Genomic DNA, 18,935 nt, shown 5'->3' with positions numbered 1-18,935 from the left:
TACACCGCCCGCGCGACCGTGACAGGGAGGCGCTCGATGGACAAGCGAGTTTTACGCTGGGTATCGCTTTGCTATCTGTTCGGGCTGCTTTGTTTGGCGCCGGTTTGCGTTCGGGCCGACTTGGCGCCGCTGACGCTGTGCCTGGGCCGGGCTTCGAAGCCCGCGGGTTTTGAGGGGCCGGGCCTGCGCTATATGAGCGACGATGTGAACGTGGCGCGGGTGGATGATGCGGGCTACGTAACGCCGGTGGGGCCGGGCGAGGCGCGGATCAGCGCGCGCGCTCCGGATGGAACCGTGGAGGAGCGCGCCGTGCGGGTGTTTCGGTTTTCGAGCCGCCTCGGCGAGGTCACGCTGTCCTCGAGGGGCACGTTCGACTGGGCGGCGCAGCTGGATTTTGCGGGGCCCGACCCGGACGCGCTGCGGTTTGAAGGGGCCGGCGTGGACGGGAACGGCGTGATTCACGCGGACCGCTGCACACCGGAGGCGGAGTTGCCGCGCGCCTGTGTCGGCGATTATTACCTCGAGATGTACGTCACGGTGATCGATTTTGCGCCGGAGACGCATGTGATCGAGCTCGACTTGGGTGAGCCCGGTCGGGCGGCGGCCCCGCTTAAGCTCGAAATCGGTTCCGAGTACCTTGACGAGGCATACGGCGCGATCATCACGGCGGGCGCGCTCGACCGGTCGGTGGCCCGCGTCTCGGGCGCGGCCCCCGATTGCGTTGTGGAGGCGGTGGGCGAGGGCGAGACCGAGGTGGTCGTCCGGCTGCGGGTGCCCGACGAGCGGATTGACCTGTCTGAGCGCGTGCCGGTGCGCGTCGCGCGGAGCGGGCCGTCGCTGTGTCTGAACCGCGCCCGGCTGACCCTGTCCGAGGGCGAGCAGTTCCGCTTCCGCGCGTCGCTCGAAGGCGCACCCGCCGAGGGCGGCGTGCAATTCCGTGCAGTGGATGCGCAGGACGTGCTGCGCGTTGCGCCCGACGGGCTGGCGACGGCCCTGGAGCCGGGCGAGGCGCTCGTGGTGGCCGAGGCCGAGGCCGATGGGCGGACGCATCGGGCCGAGTGCGCCGTGCGCGTGGAGCGCGCGCCCACTGAGCTGCGCGCCCGCGTGCCGGCGCCTTCAATGCGCGTGGGCGGCGCGCAAATGATTGAAATCGCGGCGGATACGTCCGTCGACGCGCGGTCGCTTATTTTTTTGAGCGACCAGGCGTCGGTGGCGCGCGTCGACGCGGCGGGCATGATCCGCGCGCTGTCGCCGGGCGCGGCGCGTATCGCGGTTCATTGGCCCCGGTACGCGCTGAGCGCGCACGTCGACGTGCGGGTGGAGGCGGCGAGCGTACCGCTGACGGCGCTCGCGCTGTCGGGGCCGGAAGAGCTGGTCGCGGGCGGCGGCGCGGTGCAAATGGAATTGGCGCGCCTTCCCCGGAATGCCGACGAGGCGGTAATCTGGCGCAGCTTATGTCCGGGCGTGGCGACGGTGGACGAACGCGGATGCGTGACGCCGATCGCGCAGGGGTACGCCGTCATCACCGCCTGCGGCGCGGGCGGGACGGTGCGGGCGCGGCGGATGCTCGCCGTGCGCGAACAGCCGGCGACGGCCTGCGCGCTCGAGTTTTCGCCCAATGTGATCGAACTTGAAATCGGCGAATCGGCTGATCTTGCGCCGCTGTGCCGGACGGTGCCCGCCGGCGCGCAGGCAAAGGCGGCGTTTTTTGTCGCGGACGGCGCGCTGGCGCTCGACCGGACGCGGGTCACCGCGCTGGCTCCCGGCGCGCATCGGGTGCGGGCGCATTGCCCGGACGACGAATCGCTCGAGGGAACGCTGACGGTGCTCGTGGATCCGCCGGCCGCATCGGCCGTGACGCTCGACATCGGGGCGGGCACCTCGCTCGGCCTGGGGGGCGCGCCGCTTTCATGGCGGGCCGAGGTGCTGCCGGCCGGGGCCGAGCAGGCGGTGACATGGTCGAGCAGCGACCCGGCGGTGGCGCACGTTGCGGGCGGCTGCATATGGGGACTGCGCCCGGGCGCAGCCGTGATCCGCGCCACGGCGGCGGATGGCGTGTATGCCGAGCGGGCGGTGACGGTCGAAGCGCCGGACGACCGACCGCGGTTGCTGCTGTCCCGAACCGGGTTGCGCGCGGGCGACGAGCTGATCCTTGCGCATGCCGGCGCGGGGGCGGAGGCCGTGTATTTTTTGGACGGCGCGCCGCTGCCGGGCGACCGGACCGGCCCGCTTGAGCCGGGCGAGCATCGGGTTGAAGTGCGGGCGCGGGGTCTTGCCGACGCGCGCACGATTGAGGTCAGGCCGTGGGCGCGGGCACTGAACCTCGAACCAATCGAGGACAGCCTGCCGGTGGGGGCCGAGCGGCAACTGCGCGCCGCGTTCGAACCCGAGGGCGCGGACGAAGCGCTGATCTGGTCGAGCAGCGACGCGCGCGTGCTGTCGGTCGATCAGGCGGGGTCGGTGCGCGCGCTGGGCGCGGGGCGGGCCGTCGTCACCGCGCGCGCGCCGCGCGCCGGCCTCACGGCTTCGCTGACGCTCACCGCGTCGGTGCCCGCCGAGCGCGTCTGGCTGCCAGAGAGACTGCAGGTGGCGCGGGACGCCGAAGAAGTCGAGCTGGAGCCGGTGGCGCTGCCGGCAGGCGCGGCGCTGCCCAAGGGCGTATGGCAATACTTCGACGAGGGCAACTGGCGCGGCCTGCCGGGCGCGGACGGGCATCGGCTGCCGATCGGGGCGCTGTCGTGGACGCCGGGCGGCACGCTGGGCGTGCGCTACCATGTGGAAGGGCTGGAAGAAGTGGAGCCCGGCTGGTGCACACTTGTGCGCACGACCGCGTCGGTGACCGCGCTCAAGGTCGAGGGCGCGCCCGACGGCGGGGCGCTGCGGCTGGCGCTGGGCGAACCCGAACGTCGCCTCGCGCTGTCGGCCTCATCCGGCGGTGCGCTTTTCAGCGCGGCGGGGCGCGACGTGCAGATCCATACGGAGGGTACGGCGGCGGATATCAGCTATGATAAGGAGGCGGGCGCGCTGGTCGTGCGCGCTTCAAAACCCGGCGTGCAGATGGTGCGGCTGAGCTGCGAGGGCGCGGTGCTTGCGCTGTCGATCGCCGTGGAAGCGCACGCGACCGGCATCGCGCTGCCGGAGGCCGCGGCGCTCGCGTTGGGTGAGGCGTTGGTGCTCGAACCCGTCTTCACGCCCGAGCACCACACCGATGCGCTTGAAATAAGTTATGAGGTCGAAGGCGACGCGGTGGAGGAGCGCTCGGGCGTGCTGTACGCGGTGGGCCTGGGCGAGGCGCGCGTCGTCGCGCGCGCCGGGACGCTCGCAAGCGCGCCGATGGCGCTGACCGTCCGCCCGCCGGCCGGCGCGCTGCGCCTCGACGCCGCGATCTTGCCGGTCGCGGTGGGCGCGGCTGAACAAATCCATGCCGACCTGCTGCCGGAATCGGCGCGCGGGACGGTCTACTGGGATTCGGATAGCGAACGGGTGGCGACCGTGGACGGGGACGGGCGGGTGCGTGCGCACGCTCCGGGCGAAGCCACGGTGTCGGCGAGGCTTGAGGACGGCGCGCGCGAGACGGTTCGGGTGATCGCCTTCGCCGCGCCGTCCGGCTTTGTGGATGGGAACGGCCCGGTCGATCGGGTGGACCTGGTGGCGGGCGGCCCGCCGGCAACGCTTACGCTGCGCGCGCTGCCCTCGCCCGTCCGGGCGACGCTCGACAACGCCGCCGCCGCGCTGTGCGACGCGCGCCTGTCGATCGAGGGATCGGATTGCGTGCTTACGCTCACGCCGCGCGCCGACCTGTCCGGCGCGGCCCGGTCGTCGGGTACGGTCGCGGTGACGGTGGGCGGCCGGGCATATCGGGTGGCGGTTTGCGCGCGCAGCCCGGTTTCGGCGGTCGAGCTGCGCTGCGATGAAGCGCCGCCCATGCGCGTGGGCGAAACGCGCAAGCTGTCGGCGCGGCTGCTGCCCGAGCGCAACACCGGCGCGCGGCTGACGTTTGCGGTCGATGAGCCGGGCAGATTTGTGCTGGCGGTCGATCCGCTCAGCGGCGAGGTGACCGCGATCGCGCCGGGGCGGGGCACCGTCTGCGCGCGGGTGGACGAGGCGCCGATGGCGCAAATCACGCTGCTGGTGGAGGAGGGCCCGTTCAATCTGAAGCTGACCGACGAGGCGGGCGTCGCGCTGCCCGACCGGCGCACGGTCTTTTTGGACGACGGCGGTTTTCAATTGAAGGCGGAGCACCGGCCCGCGGACGCGCCTGCGCCCGAACTGATCTTTGAAAGCGACGACCCGGCGGTCGCCGGCGTGTCGGACGACGGGACCGTACGACCGCACGCGCCGGGCGAGGCCGTGATTTCCGTGCGCGCCGCCACCGACGGGCGGATGTCGGACGCGGTGCGGCTGACCGTGGTCTGGCGCGCGTCCGGGCTTTCGCTGGCGGCGGATGCTCAAGTCGTGAAGCCGGGGCAACCGGCCGCGCTGCGCGTCGCCATCGAACCGCCGGGCGCGATCGGCGGCGAGGTTCGATACCGTGCGGAGGGGGCCGGGGCGGCGCTGATCGAGTTCACGTCCGAGGGGGCCGTGCGGCTGAAGCCGGGCGTCCCGCGCGACGGGCGGATGTATCCGCTCGATGTCGTCGCGCACGCAGGCGCGCTGGCCGACCGGCTGACGCTGTCGGTCGATCTGAAGAACCATGTGGCGATCACCGCCCAGCCACAAAATTTATCGGCGACCGAGGGCGCGATCGACGCCGCGCTGCGCGTAGCGGCCCGCGTCGAGCAGGGCGAGCCGCGCTACCAGTGGCATCGCGCGGGCGGGGAGGCGATTGCGGGCGCGACCGAGCCCGAATACCGGTTGCCGACGGGCCTCGCCGCGGGCAGCCACGGCTTTTTTTGCCGGGTGAGCGCCGAGCATGCCGACGCCGTCGATTCCGAAACGGCGGTGGTCGAGGTCGCCAGGCCCGAACCTACGCCGAATCCGGAACCGACGCCCGAGCCGACGCCCAACCCGACGGCGGTGACCGGCATTGCGCTCGATCGCGCCGCGGCCTCGGTGGGCGTCGGCGGCGTACTGCGGCTGCGGGCGTTCCTCGAACCCGAGAACGCGGTCAACCGCGCGGTATCCTGGCGAAGCGACGCGCCAAACGTCGCGTCGGTGGACGAACGGGGCGCGGTGACCGGCCTGTCGGACGGCGTCGCCCGCATCCGCGCCATAACCGGGGACGGCGGGTTCGAGGCCGAATGCCGGATCATCGTCGAATACGTGCCGATCGACGGGCTCGTGCCCGTCGGTCAGCCCGGCGCGCTGAAACCCGGCGAGCAGGCGAGGCTCGCGTGCGTATGGACGCCCGAGCACGCCAGCCGCCCGGCGCTGACCTGGACCAGCGAGCGGCCCGAGGTGGCGACGGTCGATCCGGAGGGACTGGTGACCGGGGCGACGCCGGGTGAAACGGAGGTGGTGGCGCGGGACGCAGGCACGCCGTTCAGCGCACGTTTTGGCATCGCGGTCGAGGGGGAGCCGGAACCGACGCCGGAACCGCCCGACAAGCGCCCGCCCGGACTTCAGCTGCCGGTGCTGGCCGTGGCGAAGGGCAAGGCGATGGCGCTTCCGAAGCTCAAGGGGTACCGCGGCACGTGGACGGTTCAGGACGCGTCGGTGGCGCGCATCAAGGGCGCGAGTGTGGTCGCGCTCAGGCCGGGGGAGACCGAGCTGCGCTTTACGGTCGCCGAGACCCTTGCAAAGGCGGTCGAGCTGAACGACCGGCGCTTGGAACCGGGCGAGACCTACGCGGTGAAGTTTGCGGTGCGCGGCAAGGGCGAGTTGGCCGGGAAAATATCGGCGGATGTGAAAAAACTGGCGCTCGACCTGACCGAGCGCCCGAGCCACGCGCTGGTGATCCGCGTAAAGCCGGTCGGGGTGGAAGCGGAGCTGTTCTTCGTCAGCAACCGCCCCGAGGTGGCGACGGTCGACGACAAGGGCGTCATCCGCGCGGTCGCGCCGGGTAAGGCGACGGTCTACGCCTATACGTCCAACCTCAAGCGCGCCGAGGTGAAAGTGACGGTCGCGGGGCTGGCGACGCGGATTGAGATCACCGACCGCACGGGCAAGCCGCTCAAGAAGGCCAGGGTCAAGCCGGGCGACACCCTCTTTCTGCAAGCGCTGATCGACGCGGATGCGCTGAGCGAGGCCGTCGAGTGGACGAGCAGCCGCCCGCTCGTCGCTTCGATCGACGAGCACGGCCTCGTGACCGCGCGCAAGAAGGGCAAGACGACGATCCGCGTGCGCGCGCTCGACGGCGGCAAGGCGAAGGCCAAGCTGACGCTCACGGTTCGGTAGCGATTGTATCCTTGTCTGCCGGCGCGCTTCCTGCTATACTACTTGCGGGAGGCGCGTTGGCTTGTACAAAATCTTCATCGTCGAGGATGATCCGGCGATCGCGGGTGTGGTCGCGCGGCAGCTGGCGGCCTGGGGGTATGAGGCGCGCCCGGCGTGCGACTTCCGGCGCGTCCTGGACGAGTTTCGCTCGTTCGGGCCGCACCTTACGCTGATGGACATCTCGCTGCCGTTCTGCGACGGCTACCACTGGTGCGCCGAGATCCGCAAGGTGTCGAGGGCCCCGGTGATCTTCCTGTCGTCGGCGTCTGACGACATGAACGTGCTGATGGCGCTGAACATGGGCGCGGACGACTTCATCGCCAAGCCCTTTGACTTGAAACTGCTGATGGCGAAGGTTCAGGCGCTGATCCGGCGCGCCTACGACTTCGCGGAGCCGGCGGCTACGCGCACGCACCGGGGCGCGACGCTGAACCTCGCCGATGCCACGCTGTCCTACGGGGACGCGCGGCTCGAGCTGACCAAGAATGAATTCCGCATTCTCGAACTGCTCATGCTTAAGGCGGGCAAGCTGGCCAGCCGCGAGGAGATCATGCAGCGGCTGTGGTCGACCGACAGCTTCATCGACGACAACACGCTGACGGTCAACGTGGCGCGGTTGAGAAAAAAGCTAAACGACATAGGGCTTAACGACTTCATCGGGACCAAGAAAGGAATGGGGTACATCATTCCATGATCGCGTATTTGCGCGCGCGCGTGCTGAGCATCGCGCTGCTCTTAGCGTTCGGGTTGATCTTCGCCGCGGTGTTTTCCTTATATGATCTGCCGCTCGAGGCCGTGGGGTACGCTTGCGCGCTGTGCCTCGCACTGGGCGTCACGGCGGCGGCGCTCGATTTCTATGCGTTTCGCAAGCGCCGGCTTAAGTATCGGGCGCTTGCGAAGGCGGCGGGGTTGGGGCTCGACGCGCTGCCCGAGCCGCGAAATGCACTCGAGCGCGACGCACAGTTGGTTTGCCGCGCGCTGCAAGCGCGGCTCCAGGTCGCGTGCAGCGAGGGCGAAACCGCCCGGCAGCAGGCGCTCGACTACTACACGCTGTGGGTGCATCAGGTGAAGACGCCGATCGCGGCGCTGCGGCTGCTGCTGACGGCCGACGAGCCGGCGAGCCGAACCCAGTTGGACGCGGAGCTCACCAAGATCGAGGACTACGCTCACATGGCGCTGACCTACATGCGGCTGTCGAGCGACGCGACCGACTTCGTGATCCGCGCATATCCGCTCGCGCCGATCGTCAAGCGCGCGGCGCGCAGGTACGCGCCGCTGTTCATCGGCAGGAAGATCCGGCTGGAACTGATGAACGTCGAGCGCATGGTCGTGACCGACGAAAAGTGGCTGTCGTTTGCGGTCGAGCAGGTGCTGTCCAACGCGGTCAAGTACACGCCAAGGGGCGCGGTCAAAATCTACCTCGAAGGCGGCGCGCTGGTGATCGAGGACACCGGCATCGGCATCGCCCCCGAGGACCTGCCGCGCGTGTTCGAGCGCAGCTATACGGGTCTGGCCGGGCGCACCGGCCGCCAATCGAGCGGCATCGGGCTGTATTTATCGAAGCGGCTGCTGACGCAGCTTAAGCATACGATCGAGATTGAGTCGACGGTCGGCGTCGGCACCAAGGTCACCATCGGCCTCGATACGGCGCGGGTCGAATGGGAATGATGACAAAAACGTAAGGTTGCGGCCCGCGCATGTAAGCCAAAGCGAAGGACGGGCGGGCGCAAGACGCGCTATACTGTGTATGATCCGGGTAGCCGCCGATCGATTCGGATCGGCGGCTACCCCAAAAAGGGAGGTCATACGAATGCCGATGCTATCGGTCAATCATGTGAAAAAGACGTACACAGCGCGCCTGGGCGGCGCGCAGGTGCAGGCGCTGACGGGCGTATCGTTTGAAGTGGAGCCGGGCGAGTTCGTGGCCATCATGGGCGAGTCGGGCAGCGGCAAGACCACGCTGCTCAACATCATGGCGGCGCTGACCAGGCCCTCGGGCGGCGAGGTGCGCGTGGACGGGTCGGATTTGGCGGCGATCGGGGAAGCGGCGCTGTCGGCGTTCCGGCGCGACAACCTGGGCTTCGTATTTCAGGACTTCAACCTGCTGGACAATTTCTCGCTGCGCGACAACATCTTGCTGCCGTTGGTGCTGAAGGGCACGGACTACCGCGAGATGGAGGTGCGGCTTGCCCCGCTCGCGCTGTCGCTCGGGATCGGCGACATCCTGAACAAATTCCCCTACGAGGTGTCCGGCGGGCAGAAGCAGCGCGCCGCGATCGCGCGCGCGCTGATTACCGGGCCGAAACTGCTGCTGGCCGACGAGCCGACCGGCGCGCTGGACTCGCGCGCGGCGGGATCGCTGTTAAAACTGCTGGGCGCGGTCAACCAGACCGGCCAGACGATCGTGATGGTCACCCATTCGCTGCGCGCGGCCAGCCACGCGGGGCGGGTGCTGTTCCTCGCCGACGGGCAGCTGTTCCACCAGCTGTACAAGGCCGACCAGACCGACGACCAGTTCTATCAAAAGATTGCCGACACCTTGACGAGGCTTTCTACGGGCGGTGACAGCCGTGCGTAAGGGGTTTTTCTACATCAAACTCGCGCTTTCGAACGTCCGCGCCAACCGGCGGCACTACGTGCCGTATTTGCTCAGTTGCGTCGGCACGATCGCCATGTTCTACATCCTCAGCGCGTTGGCGCAGGGCAATATGATCGGCGGCCAGTTTGCCTACGGCGCAGATACGCTGCGCGCGATGCTTACGCTGGGCACCTGGGTGGTGGCGCTGTTCGCGCTGCTGTTCCTGTTCTACACCCACAGCTTCCTGATTAAGCGGCGCAAGCAGGAATTCGCGCTGTACAACATCCTGGGCATGGAAAAAAAGCACGTCGCGCGCGTGCTGTTCTATGAGACCGTCTGCGTCGCGATCTCGGCGCTCGGGGGCGGGATCGGCGGTGGCATCCTGCTGTCGAAGCTGGCGGCGCTTTTGCTGCTCAAGCTGCTCGGCGTGAGCGCCGTCATGGGCTTCGAGGTGCCGCTCGGCGCGGTTCATTTGGCGCTGATCGTCTTCGGCGTGATCTTCCTGCTGACCTTCCTGAGCGCGCTGTTTCAAATCCACACGGTCGATCCGGCACAGTTGCTGCGCGGTGGGCGCGTGGGCGAGAAGGAACCCAAGGCCAATTGGCTGATCGCGCTGCTGGGCGTCGCGACGCTGGGGGCCGGCTACTATCTCGCGGTCACCATAAAAGATCCGATCGTCGCGCTGACGTTCTTCTTCGTCGCGGTGGTGCTGGTAATCATCGGCACCTACTGCCTGTTTACGGCGGGCAGCGTGACCGCGCTCAAACTGCTGCGCAAGAACAAGCGCTTTTATTACAAGACGCGCAACTTCGTGCCGGTGTCGGGCATGATCTACCGGATGAAGCAAAACGCGGCGGGGCTGGCCAGCATCTGCATTCTGTCCACGATGCTGCTGGTCACCTGGTCGAGCACGGTGTCGCTGTACGTCGGAAAAGAGGATATGGTGCTGAACCACTACCCGCGCGACGTGATGGCCAGGGGCGTGGATGTCGACCTCGACAAACTCGGGCAGGCGCTGAGACCGGCGCTTAAAAGGCTAAACGAGCAGCCCCGCAACGCGCTTGCGTACAACTATCTGGAATTCGGCGCGATGCGCTCGGGCGACGCGTTTGAAAAGATCGAGCGGGCGACCGTGGACTCGCAGGCCGCCAAGCTGACGTTCATCCCGATCGGGGACATCGCGGACGCGCTGCCGGAGCCGGCCCAACTGAACGACGGCGAGGCGCTGATCCTGGAATCGAACGGCTTCCACTATCCCCACGACCGGATGAGCGTGCTCGGGCAGGCATTCGCGGTGCGCCGGATGGAAGTGGACGATCGGGCGCTGGCCTCGCGCCCCGACACGCAAATGGGCGCGGACACCTACATGATCGCGGTCAAGGACATGGCGGTCGTGCGCCGGATCGATGCGCTTCAAAAAGCCGCCTACGGCGAGAAGGCGTCGAACCCGCGCGCGCTGTACGCGTTCGATCTGCCCGAGGATGCGCAGGAAAAGCTGATCGGCGCGGCGGGGACGATCGACGGGGTTATGCTGGACGCGGTCGGCGACTTTCGGGATCAGGTGAGCCGGCTGTGGGGCGGCATGTTCTTTCTGGGGCTTTTGCTGGGCACGCTGTTCCTGATGGCGACCGGCTCGATCATCTACTACAAGCAGCTGTCCGAGGGCTACGACGACCGCGAGCGCTACGTGATCTTGCAAAATGTGGGCATGAGCCGCCGCGAGGTGCGCGCCGCGATCCGGCGCCAGGTGCTCATGGTGTTCTTCCTGCCGCTGATCGCGGCGGGCATCCACGTCTCGTTCGCCTTCCCGATGATTACGCGGCTGCTGCGCGTGCTGAGCCTCACAAACGTGCCGCTGTTCGCGACGAGCACCGCTGTGTCGCTCGCGATCTTCGCCGCGCTGTACCTGGCCATCTACGCGCTGACCGCGCGCACCTACTACAAAATCGTGTCCGCGGCGGAGCGGGCATAAATGTTAAAATTCCCCCGGAAAGCTTGCCAACACCCAAAACCATGCTATAATAAACCCCAAGCGATGAACGGGACGGACGGGTCAGGTAGTCTTCGCAGACTGCTTAGCGCTTTCAGAGAACCGGCGGGCGGTGCGAGCCGGGGGCGCGCGCCGCGTCTTCCACCCGGGAGCATTCGGGCGAGGAGTCCGGCGGGCGCGCCCGATACAGCGCCTTACGAGGTGGAGCGCGAAGGCGCTCAATCGGGGTGGCACCGCGGGCATTGCGCCCGTCCCTGCGCATATCGCAGGGACGGGCTTTTTCATTTTTCAAGATTTTGCGGGAGGATTTACATCACATGCTGGACATCAACCTGATCCGAACCAATCCCGAAGCGGTGCGCGCGGCGCTGCAAAAGCGCGGCTACGAGGCCGATTTCACCGAACTGCTGAATTGGGACGCCGAGCGGCGCGCGCTGCTGACCGAGAACGAGGCGGTCAAGGCCGAGCGCAACAAGAAGAGCCGTGACATCCCGATGCTCAAGAAGCGGGGCGAGGATACCGCAGCGCTGATGGAAGCGCTCAAGGCGATGGCCGACCGCGTCAAGGAGATGGACGAGAAGCAGTCGGCGCTCGAGGAACAGATCAAGACCTTCGTGCAGGCGCTGCCCAACCTGCCGGCGGAGGACGTGGTCGCGGGCGGCAAGGAGAACAACCGGGTAATCAAGGTGTTCGGCGAGAAGCCCAGCTTCCCCTATGAGCCCAAGCACCACGTCGACCTGTGCACCGAGCTCGGCCTGATCGACTACGAGCGCGGCGTCAAGATGGGCGGCAACGGGTTCTGGCTGTACACCGGCGAGGGCGCGCGGCTCGAGTGGGCGCTGCTCAACTACTTCATCGACGAGCACATAAAGGACGGCTACACCTTCATTCTGCCGCCGCATATGCTGACCTACGAATGCGGGCTGACGGCCGGCCAGTTCCCCAAGTTCGAGGAGGACGTGTACCGTGTGGACGAAGAGGGCTTCCACTTCATGCTGCCCACCGCCGAGACCGCGCTGATTAACCTGTACCGCGGCGAGATACTCGACGAGGAGGAACTGCCCAAGCGGCTGTTCGCCTACACGCCCTGCTATCGGCGCGAGGCGGGCGCCTACCGGGCCAGCGAGCGCGGCATGATCCGCGGCCACCAGTTCAACAAGGTGGAGATGTTCGGTTACACCCGGCCCGAGGACAGCAAGGCGATGCTCGAGGAGCTGATCCTAAAGGCCTGCAAGCTGGTCGAGGGGTTGGGGCTGCATTATCAGCTCAGCAAGCTGGCCGCGGGCGACTGCTCGGCTTCGATGGCCACCACCTACGACATCGAGCTGTGGATTCCCAGCATGAACGAGTACAAGGAGTGCTCGTCGGTCTCGAACGCCATGGACTACCAGGCGCGCCGCGGCAACATCCGCTTGCGCCGCAAGGACAGCAAGAAGCTCGAGTTCGTGCACACGCTCAACGGCTCGGGCCTGGCCACCAGCCGGCTCATGCCCGCGATCGTCGAGCAGTACCAGCAGGGCGACGGCAGCGTGATCGTGCCCGAGGCGCTCAGGAAGTACATGGGCGTAGACCGCCTGTACAAGAAGTGATCAACGTCTACGATTTTGACCGCACGATTTTTGACGGCGACGCGACCGCGCGGTTCTTGCGCTACGCGATCGCGCGGCATCCGTCGCTCGCCGCGGCGCTGCCCCGGGTCGGCCGGGCGTTCCTGCTGTACGCCGTAAGGCGGCTGTCCAAGACTGAGGCCAAGCAGGCGCTGTACCGGGCGATCTTGCCCCGGATCGACGCGCAAGCGCTGCTCGGCGCGTTCTGGCGTGCGAACATGGGGCGCGTCAAGCGCTGGTATCTGGACCGGCGCGCGGAGGGCGACGTGGTGATCTCGGCCTCGCCCGAGTTCCTGCTCGAGCCCGCGTGCCGCTCGCTCGGGATCGCTACGCTGATCGCCTCGCGCGTGGACGCGCGCACCGGCGACTACACGGGCGAGAACTGCCACGGCGAGGAAAAGGTGCGAAGGTATCTGGACGAACACGCCGTGCGGCCGTTCGCGTTTTACTCTGACTCGCTCAGCGACGCGCCCATGGCGCGGCTGGCCGAGCGGGCCTACCTCGTCAAGGGCAAACGGGTAAGCGCGTGGCCGGACGATTGATACGAAAGCCGCCTTGGCGGGGAAGGGGGATTCGATGCGGCTGACGCCAGTAGACGTCATACAGGAGTGCCAGGTGGGCGAGGGCGCGCCGGGCGCGTTCTTCTTGGGCGATGCGGCCGCCATGATGCCGGAGCTGCTTGAGCGCTACCGGGGACAGGCGCAATGCATCTACCTCGATCCCCCGTTTGCGACCGGCAACCGGTTCGTGATGAAGATGCGCGTGGGCGAGAAGGACTGGAAGGGCGGCCATCCGTCGCTGACCCTGACCGCCTACGAGGACGATCAGGACAGGGGGGCGTACCTTGCCATGATGCGCGCCGTGCTTGAAGGCGCGCGCACGCTGCTTCACGACACAGGCGTGATCTTCCTGCACATCGATTTTCGGATGCACGCCCAGCTTCGCCTGCTCATGGACGAGGTGTTCGGCGAGCACAACCTGCTCAACGAGATCATATGGACTTATCAGACCGGCGGGCGCGCCAAGCGCTATTTCAGCCGCAAGCACGACGTGATTCTGTTCTACCGCAAGGGCGCGCGCTATTTCTTTAACATCAAGGCGACCGGCATGGTCAACCCCGAGGCGCGACGCAACCACATGAAGCGGCACGTGGACGCCGACGGGCGGGTGTACCGCTCGATCCGCTCGGGCGGCAAGGTATACACCTACTACGACGACGACCCGGTCTACCCGAGCGACGTGTGGGACGACGTCAGCCACCTGCATCAGAAGGACCCCCAGCGCACCGGCTACGACACGCAGAAGCCCGCGCGGCTGCTCGAACGGATCATCGGCTGCTCGACGCGGCCGGACGACCTGGTGATGGACCTGTTCGCAGGTTCGGGTACCACCTTGGCCGTGGCCTGGTCGATGGGCCGGCGGTTCGCGGGCGCGGATGCGGGCAAGCCGTCGATGCACGTGATAAGGCGGCGACTTATGGGTGCGAACGTCAGCTACTTTGCCCCGCCTGCGCAGGGTAGGCCGTCGGTCGAGGCGCGCGCGCTGGTGGGCGTGGGCTACTACGAGGTGGAACTCACGCGCTATCAGATGGAAAACGGCGCGTCGACGCGGGTGTTCCCGGGGCTGGACGCGCTCGACAACTGGGCGGTCGGCTACCTGCGCGACGGCGTGTTCTTCAAGATGGCCGAGGAGGCGCGCACGCTCCAAAAGCCCGCGCTGTCCGCGCGGCTGAGGCTGCCGGTGCTGACCGGCACGCCGGCGATCCGGCTGAACGACGTGTTGGGCCGCGCGATGTACTTTGAACTGGATAAGGATGGTATGGAAATCTGATGAACAACGCGGTGGGTTATATCAGTTACCAGCTCAAGGAGCTGATGAAGGACGGTGCGGTCGCCTCGGTGTTTACCGACCCCAACAACCCCGACGATTTCATCGCCGGGTATGTGCAGAGCGTGGGCGCGCGCACGTCCTTGGTTTCCTCGATCACGCCCTACGGCCATGCCGACGGTTTCTTCGCAATCCGGCTGACCGCTGTGCTCGAGGTTACGCACGACGCGCTGTATGCCGAGCGGCTGGAGCTGCTGATGCGCCTTGCGGGCGAGCAGGCGCAGAAGTTCACGGTCTCAAGCGACGAGGACGCTTTGCAGCGCCTGCTCGAATGGGCGCAGGATAAAGGGCGCGTGGTTACGCTGTGGACGGCCACCGAGACCTACGCCGGATTCGCCTCGCAGGTCAACGACCTGTACGTGACGCTTCGGCCGGTCGATTTCATGGGCGAGCGATGCAGCGAGATGACCTTTCGCCTGACCGACGTCGAGATGGTGTCGGCCGGTTCGGAGGAGGAGCGGATGTACGAACAACTGGATGCCTACCATTACGAAAAGCGGGGAGGACGGTAACATGGGCAGCGATAAGCGGGTTTTCAACTTTGCGCCGGGCCCGGCGACGATGCCGCTGGAGGTGCTCGAGCGCGCGGCCGCCGAGATGACCAACTACGGCGGAAGCGGCATGTCGGTCATGGAGATGAGCCACCGGGGCAAGGCCTACCAGGCGATCTTCGACGAGACGGTCTCGCTCGTCCGGGAGCTGATGGCGCTGCCGGACGAGTACGAGGTGCTGCTGCTGCAGGGCGGGGCTACCGCCCAGTTTGCCGGCGTGCCGATGAACCTTATGACCGTATCGAAATCCGCCGACTACATCGACAGCGGCAACTTCGCGCACAGCGCGATCGTCGAGGCCGGAAAATACGGCCATGTGCGCGTGGTGGCCTCCTCGCGCGAACAAAATTACGCCGGCATCCCTCGCTGGAATGAAGCCGATTTCGACAAGGACGCAGACTATTTCTACATCACCACCAACAACACGATCTACGGCACGCGCTTTACCGAGCTGCCCAATACCGCGGGCGTGCCTCTTGTGGCCGACGCCTCGTCCAACATCCTGTCGGAGGTGTACGACATCACGAAGTTCGGCGTGATGTACGCCGGCGCGCAGAAGAACATCGGGCCGGCGGGCGTCACGCTGGTGGTGGTGAGACGCGACCTGCTGGGCCGCGCGATGGAGATCACGCCGAACATCATGAATTGGAAGAAGATGGCCGACGCGGGCTCGATGATTAACACCCCGCCCACCTACGCGATCTACCTGTGCGGTCTGTGTCTCAAATGGCTGAAGGCCCAGGGCGGCGTGGCCGCGATCGAGCAAATCAACATCGAGAAGGCCAAGCTGCTCTACGATTGCCTCGACGGGAGCCGCCTGTTCAAGGGCGTGGCCGAAGTGCCCTTCCGCTCGCGGATGAACGTCACGTTCAGGACCGGTAACGAGGCGCTCGACGACGCGTTCGTCAAGGGCGCGGCGGCCGTCGGCCTCAGCGGGCTCAAGGGGCACCGCGCCGCGGGCGGCATGCGCGCCAGCATCTACAACGCCATGCCGATCGAGGGCGTCAGGGCGCTCGTGGATTATATGCAAGAATTTGAGAGAAGGCATTGACGATGTTTCGAATCAAGACGCTCAATCCGATTTCGCCGGTCTACCGCGACTACCTGCCCGACGACGAATACGAGGTTGCGCCCAGCGTGCCGCGCCCGGACGCCATCATCGTGCGCAGCGCCGACATGCACAACATGGATCTCGAGGACAGCGTGCTGGCGGTGGCGCGCGCCGGCGCCGGCTACAACAACATCCCGGTCGCGGAGCTGGCCGAGCGCGGCGTCGTGGTGTTCAACACGCCCGGCGCCAATGCCAACGCGGTCAAGGAGATGGCCGTCACCGCGATGCTGCTGGGCTCGCGCGACGTGGTGGGCGGCATCGAATGGGTGAAGGAGCTCGCCGGCCGGGGCGACGAGGTGCCTGCGCTCGTCGAAAAGGGCAAGAAGCAGTTCATAGGGCCGGAACTGCGCGGCAAGACGCTGGGCGTGATCGGCCTCGGCGAGGTGGGCGCGCTGGTGGCCAACGCCGGGCACGCGCTCGACATGGAGGTGCTGGGTTATGACCCCTTCATCTCGGTCGAGCACGCGTGGATGCTGTCACGCGCGATTGCGCGCGTCAAGAACCAGATGGAGATCATCTCAAAGAGCGACTACATATCGGTGCACGTGCCGCTGCTTCCCGAGACGCGCGGCCTGTTCAACGAGGAAATGCTGCTGCGCATGAAGCCGGGCGCGGTGCTGATTAACCTGTCGCGCGGTGAGCTGGTGGTCGACGAGGACGTGTGCGCCGCGCTGTCGCGCGGCCAGCTGCGCGTCTACGTGACCGACTTCCCGTCGGACGGCCTGATCGGCCGCAAGGGCGTGATCGCCATCCCGCACCTGGGCGCGTCCACGCCCGAGAGCGAGGACAACTGCATCATGATGGCCGGCCGGCAGATCGACGCCTACCTCAGGAACGGCACCATCCGCAACTCGGTCAATTACCCCAACTGCGAGCTGCCGGCGGTCGAGGGGCACCGCGTCGCCGTGCTGCACCGGAACGTGCCCAACGTCGTGGGCAACCTGACCGCGGTGCTGTCGCAGTACGGCATCAATATCGCCTCGATGGTCAACAAATCGCGCGATAAGCTGGCCTATACCGTGCTCGACCTCGACGACGTGTTCGAGCGCAAGAAGGAGATCGCCGCGCAGATGAAGGCGCTCGACACCGTGTACGGCGTGAGGTGCTGGTGATGTTGCTGTCCACGCCCCATGCGCACACGCGCTACGTTGACGGCAAAGGCACCCCGCTCGAGATGGCCGAGGCGGCCATTGCGAAGGGATTCCACAGCCTCGGGCTGTCCGAGCACGGCCGGCAGACCTTTGATGCGATTTACGGGCTCAGCCCGGAAAGCGAGCGCGCCTATATCGCCGAGGTATCGGCGCTCAAGGCGCAGCTCGCGGGGCGGCTCAGGCTGTGGCTGGGTGTCGAACGCGACCAATACGGCGCGGCCGACCGCGCAAGCTACGACTATGTGATCGGCTCGAAGCACTATATCGTGGACGGGGCGGATTTCTTCGCCGTCGACGCCGCGCGCGAGACGGTGCTCGCGGGCTGTATGCGCCAATTCGGCGGCGACTGGTACGCGCTGGCCGATCGGTATTTTGAGGAATTCGCCGACTTCGTCGCCGACTACCGGCCCGACATCATCGGCCACTTCGACCTGCTGGTCAAGCATAACGGGGACGGGCAACTGTTCGACGGGGATTCGCCCCGGTTCCTGGACGCGGGGTTCGGCGCGCTTGAGCGCATGGCGGCGACAGGCGCGCTGCTCGAAATCAACACCGGCGCGACCGCGCGCGGCTACCGCGACGTGATCTACCCGTCGCTAAAGTTCCTGCGCCGCTGGCGGGAGCTTGACGGGCGCGCGATCGTGTCGAGCGACTGTCACGACACGCAGCACCTCGACGCCGCTTACGACCGCGCCTACGCGCTGCTGCGCGCAGCCGGTTACAAGACCGCCTGGGCGCTGGGAACGGGGGAGCAACGATTCGTCGAATACTCGATCTAGGTAACCGCTGATCAAATCCCACGCGCGGTGGCGGTTGCATTTTCGCCAGCTCGGGCCCGCAGAATCCTCGACGTAGCGCTGCTACGCCTTCGGATTTTGCAAGCCCAATCCGGCAAAAATTCCCCTCGCCACCGCACGCGTGCTAGAACCAACGCTTACCTAAAAGGGGGACCCCATTCCCCTCCTTGGAAGGGTGGGGTGGCGACCTGACGGCGGAACTCGATCAAGCGGGGGGATATGTGCATGCCCTATGACTGGCTGGACGCCTACCTGCTGGACAAGCCGGGCGTCACGCGGGATTACAAGCCCGAGTGGGAGGCCACGCGCTACTTCGTCGGCGGCAAGATGCTTATGATGGCCGGCGGCGACGGGCGCGGTACGCCCATCTACACGATGAAGCTGGAGCCGGCCTTCGGCCAGTTCCTGCGCGCCCAATACCCCTGCGCCATCATCCCCGGCTACCACATGAACAAGCTGCACTGGAACAGCCTCTACCTGACCGGCGAAGTCCCCGACGCCATCGTGCGCGACATGGCCGACGACGCCTACCGGGCGGTGCTGATGTCGCTGCCCAAACGGGTGCGGGAGGGGATAGGGGAGATCGCCTAATGAGGGAACGCGCCGTTATGGCGATGCCGCCTTTTCCTCATGAACGCCCTCGGCGGGCATCTCCGGTGCCGGCGGAACACCCCCGGCGAAGCAGTTGCTGCTGGAAAACCCCAATTCCATCGCGGCATCCGCGGCCGAGGCGGGCGCTTTCTGTCACACAGTACAAAAAGTACGCCGCAGACTCGAAACGATTCTCTTGATCGTGCCCATACCAATTCCGACCGTTCCCGCGCCCATCAGGCGGCGTCTTTTCCCCTGCCGCACCGTGCGGTACCGAGCCGCCGAGCGGCGCCAGGA

At 66.9% G+C, this 18,935-nt stretch carries 13 protein-coding genes; all 13 read left to right on the top strand.

The window, feature by feature from the left end:
• Positions 1–36: 36 nt before the first annotated feature.
• The 13 genes from ACH6CV_RS00785 to ACH6CV_RS00725 all read left to right on the top strand — a co-directional run bounded on the left by ACH6CV_RS00785 (position 37) and on the right by ACH6CV_RS00725 (position 18,638).
• On the top strand, positions 37–6,336 hold the full coding sequence (locus ACH6CV_RS00785) for an Ig-like domain-containing protein (protein WP_456356245.1): 6,300 nt from the start codon (positions 37–39) through the stop codon (positions 6,334–6,336).
• Between the two features lie 61 nt (positions 6,337–6,397).
• The gene (locus tag ACH6CV_RS00780) at positions 6,398–7,069 is read left to right on the top strand and encodes a response regulator transcription factor (protein ID WP_456356244.1); all 672 of its coding nucleotides are present in this window, start codon (positions 6,398–6,400) and stop codon (positions 7,067–7,069) included.
• On the top strand, positions 7,066–8,043 hold the full coding sequence (locus ACH6CV_RS00775) for a sensor histidine kinase (RefSeq protein ID WP_456356243.1): 978 nt from the start codon (positions 7,066–7,068) through the stop codon (positions 8,041–8,043). The genes ACH6CV_RS00780 and ACH6CV_RS00775 overlap by 4 nt, the downstream gene beginning before the upstream one ends.
• Positions 8,044–8,185: 142 nt before the next feature.
• Entirely contained in the window at positions 8,186–8,953 is a 768-nt protein-coding gene (locus ACH6CV_RS00770) for an ABC transporter ATP-binding protein (protein ID WP_456356242.1), read from the top strand.
• Complete coding sequence (locus ACH6CV_RS00765; RefSeq protein ID WP_456356241.1) at positions 8,946–10,925, top strand: FtsX-like permease family protein; 1,980 nt, start codon at positions 8,946–8,948, stop codon at positions 10,923–10,925. Before ACH6CV_RS00770 ends, ACH6CV_RS00765 begins: the two co-directional genes overlap by 8 nt.
• A 335-nt stretch (positions 10,926–11,260) precedes the next feature.
• Positions 11,261–12,532 carry a serine--tRNA ligase gene (gene serS, locus ACH6CV_RS00760; RefSeq protein WP_456356240.1) on the top strand — a complete coding sequence of 424 codons (1,272 nt, stop codon included), beginning with the start codon at positions 11,261–11,263 and terminating at the stop codon, positions 12,530–12,532.
• Entirely contained in the window at positions 12,529–13,092 is a 564-nt protein-coding gene (locus ACH6CV_RS00755) for a haloacid dehalogenase-like hydrolase (RefSeq protein WP_456356239.1), read from the top strand. Before serS ends, ACH6CV_RS00755 begins: the two co-directional genes overlap by 4 nt.
• Positions 13,093–13,126: 34 nt before the next feature.
• Complete coding sequence (locus tag ACH6CV_RS00750; protein ID WP_456356238.1) at positions 13,127–14,380, top strand: DNA methyltransferase; 1,254 nt, start codon at positions 13,127–13,129, stop codon at positions 14,378–14,380.
• Entirely contained in the window at positions 14,380–14,949 is a 570-nt protein-coding gene (locus tag ACH6CV_RS00745) for a hypothetical protein (RefSeq protein WP_456356237.1), read from the top strand. The genes ACH6CV_RS00750 and ACH6CV_RS00745 overlap by 1 nt, the downstream gene beginning before the upstream one ends.
• Before the next feature lies 1 nt (position 14,950).
• Positions 14,951–16,039, top strand: coding sequence for a 3-phosphoserine/phosphohydroxythreonine transaminase (serC, locus tag ACH6CV_RS00740; protein WP_456356236.1), 1,089 nt, complete (start codon positions 14,951–14,953; stop codon positions 16,037–16,039).
• Between the two features lie 2 nt (positions 16,040–16,041).
• A complete protein-coding gene (locus ACH6CV_RS00735) occupies positions 16,042–17,211 on the top strand; it encodes a phosphoglycerate dehydrogenase (protein WP_456356235.1) in 1,170 nt (389 codons plus the stop codon).
• Positions 17,211–18,029, top strand: a complete 819-nt coding sequence (locus tag ACH6CV_RS00730; protein ID WP_456356234.1) for a PHP domain-containing protein — start codon at positions 17,211–17,213, stop codon at positions 18,027–18,029. The genes ACH6CV_RS00735 and ACH6CV_RS00730 overlap by 1 nt, the downstream gene beginning before the upstream one ends.
• 243 nt (positions 18,030–18,272) lie before the next feature.
• Entirely contained in the window at positions 18,273–18,638 is a 366-nt protein-coding gene (locus tag ACH6CV_RS00725; RefSeq protein ID WP_456356233.1) for an MmcQ/YjbR family DNA-binding protein, read from the top strand.
• Positions 18,639–18,935 lie beyond the last annotated feature (297 nt).

Source organism: Anaerozeibacter quisquiliarum, assembly GCF_051162045.1.
GTDB classification, from domain to species: Bacteria; Bacillota; Clostridia; order Christensenellales; family Aristaeellaceae; genus Anaerozeibacter; species Anaerozeibacter quisquiliarum.
Note: the sequence above shows the minus strand (reverse complement) of the source record. Positions and strands in the feature narration are given on the sequence as shown.

What these genes read in the sequence shown, in the direction of transcription:
- serC (WP_456356236.1), top strand. Translation starts at nt 14,951, where the DNA reads ATGGGCAGCGATAAGCGGGTTTTCAACTTTGCGCCGGGCCCGGCGACG.
- ACH6CV_RS00770 (WP_456356242.1), top strand. Translation starts at nt 8,186, where the DNA reads ATGCCGATGCTATCGGTCAATCATGTGAAAAAGACGTACACAGCGCGC.
- ACH6CV_RS00750 (WP_456356238.1), top strand. Translation starts at nt 13,127, where the DNA reads ATGCGGCTGACGCCAGTAGACGTCATACAGGAGTGCCAGGTGGGCGAG.
- ACH6CV_RS00785 (WP_456356245.1), top strand. Translation starts at nt 37, where the DNA reads ATGGACAAGCGAGTTTTACGCTGGGTATCGCTTTGCTATCTGTTCGGG.
- ACH6CV_RS00745 (WP_456356237.1), top strand. Translation starts at nt 14,380, where the DNA reads ATGAACAACGCGGTGGGTTATATCAGTTACCAGCTCAAGGAGCTGATG.
- ACH6CV_RS00725 (WP_456356233.1), top strand. Translation starts at nt 18,273, where the DNA reads ATGCCCTATGACTGGCTGGACGCCTACCTGCTGGACAAGCCGGGCGTC.
- ACH6CV_RS00775 (WP_456356243.1), top strand. Translation starts at nt 7,066, where the DNA reads ATGATCGCGTATTTGCGCGCGCGCGTGCTGAGCATCGCGCTGCTCTTA.
- serS (WP_456356240.1), top strand. Translation starts at nt 11,261, where the DNA reads ATGCTGGACATCAACCTGATCCGAACCAATCCCGAAGCGGTGCGCGCG.
- ACH6CV_RS00730 (WP_456356234.1), top strand. Translation starts at nt 17,211, where the DNA reads ATGTTGCTGTCCACGCCCCATGCGCACACGCGCTACGTTGACGGCAAA.
- ACH6CV_RS00735 (WP_456356235.1), top strand. Translation starts at nt 16,042, where the DNA reads ATGTTTCGAATCAAGACGCTCAATCCGATTTCGCCGGTCTACCGCGAC.